Origin of the sequence: Kitasatospora sp. NPDC001539, from assembly GCF_040298565.1 — a bacterium.
Lineage (GTDB): Bacteria > Actinomycetota > Actinomycetes > Streptomycetales > Streptomycetaceae > Kitasatospora.
Map to the genome: position 1 here is coordinate 1 of NZ_JBEPAK010000408.1, position 3,700 is coordinate 3,700.

Here is a 3,700-nt window from a genome sequence, read left to right on the forward strand (position 1 = left end):
GCGGGGGGGTGCCCGGCCGCTCGGCGGCCGTGCACCCCGTGACGCCTCGGTGGCGGTTTCCTCAGTGGCCGCCGCAGCAGCCGCCGTCCGCGCCGCCGCACTGGCAGGGCGCGCCGGACTGGCAGCCGCATCCGCAGCCCGGGCCGCAGCCGCAGCCGGCCGCGAGGACGGGCAGCAGTTTCGGGGCGGGCGGCTCGACGGGGTCATGGGCGGTTGCCGGTCGGCTCGGGTTGGCCTTCATCGAGCTCTTCCCTCCTCTGACGGGCGCACTCCTGTGCCCCCGAGATCGAGTGAAGCGGCCGATCGGAGGGAGCGTCAACAGGCGCGCAGTGGTGGGACGTACGGGGGAACGTGCGCCCGCACCACCCTCGCCGCAGGTTTACCCACTTCCGGGAGGAGAGCCGGTCACCCGCCGGGCCTGCCACCCGCCCCTGCCGGTCACTCGCCGCGCCGGTCACCCGCCGCGCCGGTCACCCGCCGACCCCGTCATCCCGCCTCGACGGCTCCCGCCGCCTCGGTGGCGGCCACGAACTCGGCCACGTGCTCGCCCGTCACCAGGTACACGACGCGCTTGGCGACCGACACCGCGTGGTCCGCGAAGCGCTCGTAGTAGCGGCCGACCAGGGTGATGTCGACGGCGGTCTCGATGCCGTGGTGCCAGCGGTCGTCGATCAGGTGCGACAGCAGCTCGCGGTGCAGGCTGTCGATGGCGTCGTCGTCCTGCTCCAGCTCCAGGGCCTTGTCGACGTCCTTGGTGGCGATCACCAGGCCCGTCTTGGCCACCAGCCGCTGGGCGAGCTGCCCCATCTCCAGGACGGTGGACTGGAGGTCGGTCGGCACGGCCGTCTCCGGGTAGCGCATCCGCGCGACCTTGGCGACGTGCCGGGCGAGGTCCCCGCAGCGCTCCAGGTCGGCGCTCATCCGCAGCGAGGTGACCACGATGCGCAGGTCCGTGGCGACGGGCTGCTGCCGCGCGAGCAGGTCGATGGCGCGGTTCTCCAGCTCGTGGTGGAGGTCGTTGACCTTCTCGTCGGCGGCGATGACGCTCTCCGCCAGCGCCAGGTCCGCGTCGAGGAGGGCGGTGGTGGCCCGCCCCATGGCCGAGCCGACCAGCCGGGCCATCTCGACCAGGCCGTCGCCGATCGAGTCCAGTTCCTCGTGGTACGCGTCGCGCATGTTCTCTCCTCAGTAGCTGTGTCGGTGGCGGTGCCGACCGGTCAGCCCGTCCGACCGCCGTTCCGGCGTCCGGGTGACCGCTGCTGGTGGCGCGAATCGTACGCGCACACCTGAGACGGTGGCCGCTGGCGGCCGCGCCGTTCTCTCCCACACGGGCTGCACAGCCAACCCTCCGCCGTTCGGGCGACGTCGTACGGCCGGTGCGGTGAATCGGCAGCTACGTGAAGGTGAATTCTCGGCAACGCGTGGTCGATGCCTTGATCCAGCCCTTGGGGAGTGCCCTGGCCGTACGCTTACGCTGGCCACATGGACGTGAACGTGGCCGCTGCCGCCGCCTGTGCCATAGCCGGGCTCGGCGTCGGCCTCACCGCCTCCATCGCCTTCCGCTGGAGCGAGCGCGAGCAGGCCAAGGGCAGGCAGCCCGGCGGCAGGCACTACGGCCGGTACCAGGCACTGGGCACCGGCAACCCGGAACCCCCGCTCCCGCCGGGGGTGGACACCGTACTCTCCGTGCTGCGCTCCTGCGCGATCGTGCTGGGCGAGGGCGACGAGGTGGTCAAGGCCAGCTCGGCGGCGTACGCGATGGGCCTGGTGCGCGGCGGCGCGGTCGCCGTGGACCCGATGCTCGCACTGGCGCGCGCCACCCGCCGGGACGGCGAGATCCGGCAGGTCGAGCTGGAGGTGCCCCGCCCGGGCGCCGCCCGTGCCGCGGAGCCGCTCGCGGTGTCGGTCCGGGTCGCCCCGCTGGGCTCCCGACTGGTGCTGGTGCTGGTCGAGGACCAGACCGAGCGCCGCCGGGTGGAGGCCGTCCGCCGGGACTTCGTCGCCAACGTCAGCCATGAGCTCAAGACTCCGGTGGGTGCCCTGTCCCTGCTGTCCGAGGCGGTCGCCGACGCGGCCGACGACCCGGAGGCGGTGCAGCGCTTCGCCGGCCGGATGCAGGTCGAGGCGACCCGCCTGGCCAGCCTGGTGCAGGAGATCATCGACCTCTCCCGGGTCCAGGACGACCGGCTGATGGCCGATCCGGAGCCGGTCGCGGTGGACGAGCTGATCGCCGAGGCGATCGACCGCTGCCGCCAGCAGGCCGCCGCCAAGCAGATCCTGATCGCGGCCGGCGGCATCGCCGGGCTCTACCTGCACGGCAACCGGGGCCAGCTCGCCGCCGCCCTCGGCAACCTGGTGGAGAACGCCGTCAACTACAGTCCGCCCCGCACCCGGGTGGCGATCGCCACCCGCCGGATCTCGAGCGCCGCGGCGCTCGGCGAGGCGGACGGCGAGCTGATCGAGGTCTCGGTGACCGACCAGGGCATCGGCATCTCCGAGAAGGACCGCGAGCGGGTCTTCGAACGCTTCTACCGGGTCGACCCGGCCCGCTCCCGGCAGACCGGCGGGACCGGCCTCGGCCTGTCCATCGTCAAGCACGTCGCCGCCTCGCACGGCGGCACGGTCTCGGTGTGGAGCGTCGAGGGCCAGGGGTCGACCTTCACCCTCCGGCTGCCCGCAGGACAGGCGCCCGCCGACGACCGCCCCGCCGGCGAAGCCGACGGCGACCGGTCCACCGGCGACCGCCCCGCCGCTGCCGACGCCGACGCCGACACCGGTGCCGCCGCTGACGTCTCCGTCGACGCTGCCGACGGGACCGCCCCACGAACCCTCACCCCGGACCGTCCGCACGGCACGGCCCATCCGCTCTCCGCCGGGGAGCGGAAAGAACCCCTGACAACCCCAACCACGCTTGCCCCGGAGGCCCGATCGTGACCCGAGTACTGGTGGTCGAGGACGAGGAGTCGTTCAGCGACGCCCTCTCGTACATGCTCCGCAAGGAGGGCTTCGAGGTGGCCGTCGCCGCCACCGGGCCCGACGCCCTGGAGCAGTTCGAACGCAACGGCGCCGACCTCGTCCTGCTCGACCTGATGCTGCCGGGTCTCCCGGGCACCGAGGTCTGCCGCCAGCTCCGGGTGCGCTCCAACGTCCCGGTGATCATGGTGACCGCCAAGGACAGCGAGATCGACAAGGTCGTCGGGCTGGAGATAGGCGCTGACGACTACGTCACCAAGCCGTACTCGACCCGGGAGCTGGTCGCCCGGATCCGCGCGGTGCTGCGCCGCCGCGGCGAGGACGGCGGCGCGGGCGAGAACGGCGGCGGCCCGGGCGCCCTGGAGGCGGGCCCGGTCCGGATGGACGTCGACCGGCACGTGGTGACGGTGGACGGCGCCAAGGTCGACCTGCCGCTCAAGGAGTTCGACCTGCTGGAGATGCTGCTGCGCAACGCGGGCCGGGTGTTGACCCGCATGCAGCTGATCGACCGGGTCTGGGGCGCGGACTACGTCGGCGACACCAAGACCCTGGACGTCCACGTGAAGCGCCTGCGGGCCAAGATCGAGCCCGACCCGGGCGCGCCCCGCTACCTGGTCACCGTCCGCGGCCTCGGCTACAAGTTCGAGCCGTAGGCCGCCGAGCGGCGGGAACGGTGGGCCCGGGCCGTCGCGCCCGGCCCGCAGGACCTCCGACACGCGGAAGGCCC

Annotated in this window: 4 protein-coding genes; 2 read left to right on the forward strand and 2 right to left on the reverse strand. The window is 73.4% G+C overall.

What is annotated here, in order from left to right; all coding sequences use genetic code 11:
• Positions 1-61 precede the first annotated feature (61 nt).
• Both ABT247_RS32510 and phoU read right to left on the reverse strand, forming a co-directional pair.
• Positions 62-241 (reverse strand): hypothetical protein, encoded by a 180-nt coding sequence (locus tag ABT247_RS32510; RefSeq protein ID WP_350750019.1) that lies wholly within the window; start codon positions 239-241, stop codon positions 62-64.
• A gap of 245 nt (positions 242-486) precedes the next feature.
• The gene (phoU, locus tag ABT247_RS32515) at positions 487-1,176 is read right to left on the reverse strand and encodes a phosphate signaling complex protein PhoU (RefSeq protein ID WP_350750022.1); all 690 of its coding nucleotides are present in this window, start codon (positions 1,174-1,176) and stop codon (positions 487-489) included.
• 306 nt (positions 1,177-1,482) lie between these two features.
• Here phoU and ABT247_RS32520 point away from each other — a divergent pair, with 306 nt between their 5' ends.
• Both ABT247_RS32520 and phoP read left to right on the forward strand, forming a co-directional pair.
• Positions 1,483-2,934, forward strand: a complete 1,452-nt coding sequence (locus ABT247_RS32520) for a sensor histidine kinase (RefSeq protein ID WP_350750025.1) — start codon at positions 1,483-1,485, stop codon at positions 2,932-2,934.
• Positions 2,931-3,626 carry a two-component system response regulator PhoP gene (gene phoP, locus ABT247_RS32525; RefSeq protein ID WP_030061050.1) on the forward strand — a complete coding sequence of 232 codons (696 nt, stop codon included), beginning with the start codon at positions 2,931-2,933 and terminating at the stop codon, positions 3,624-3,626. Before ABT247_RS32520 ends, phoP begins: the two co-directional genes overlap by 4 nt.
• The last annotated feature ends 74 nt before the right edge of the window (positions 3,627-3,700 follow it).

What these genes read in the sequence shown, in the direction of transcription:
- phoU (WP_350750022.1), bottom strand. Translation starts at nt 1,176, where the DNA reads ATGCGCGACGCGTACCACGAGGAACTGGACTCGATCGGCGACGGCCTG.
- ABT247_RS32520 (WP_350750025.1), top strand. Translation starts at nt 1,483, where the DNA reads ATGGACGTGAACGTGGCCGCTGCCGCCGCCTGTGCCATAGCCGGGCTC.
- ABT247_RS32510 (WP_350750019.1), bottom strand. Translation starts at nt 241, where the DNA reads ATGAAGGCCAACCCGAGCCGACCGGCAACCGCCCATGACCCCGTCGAG.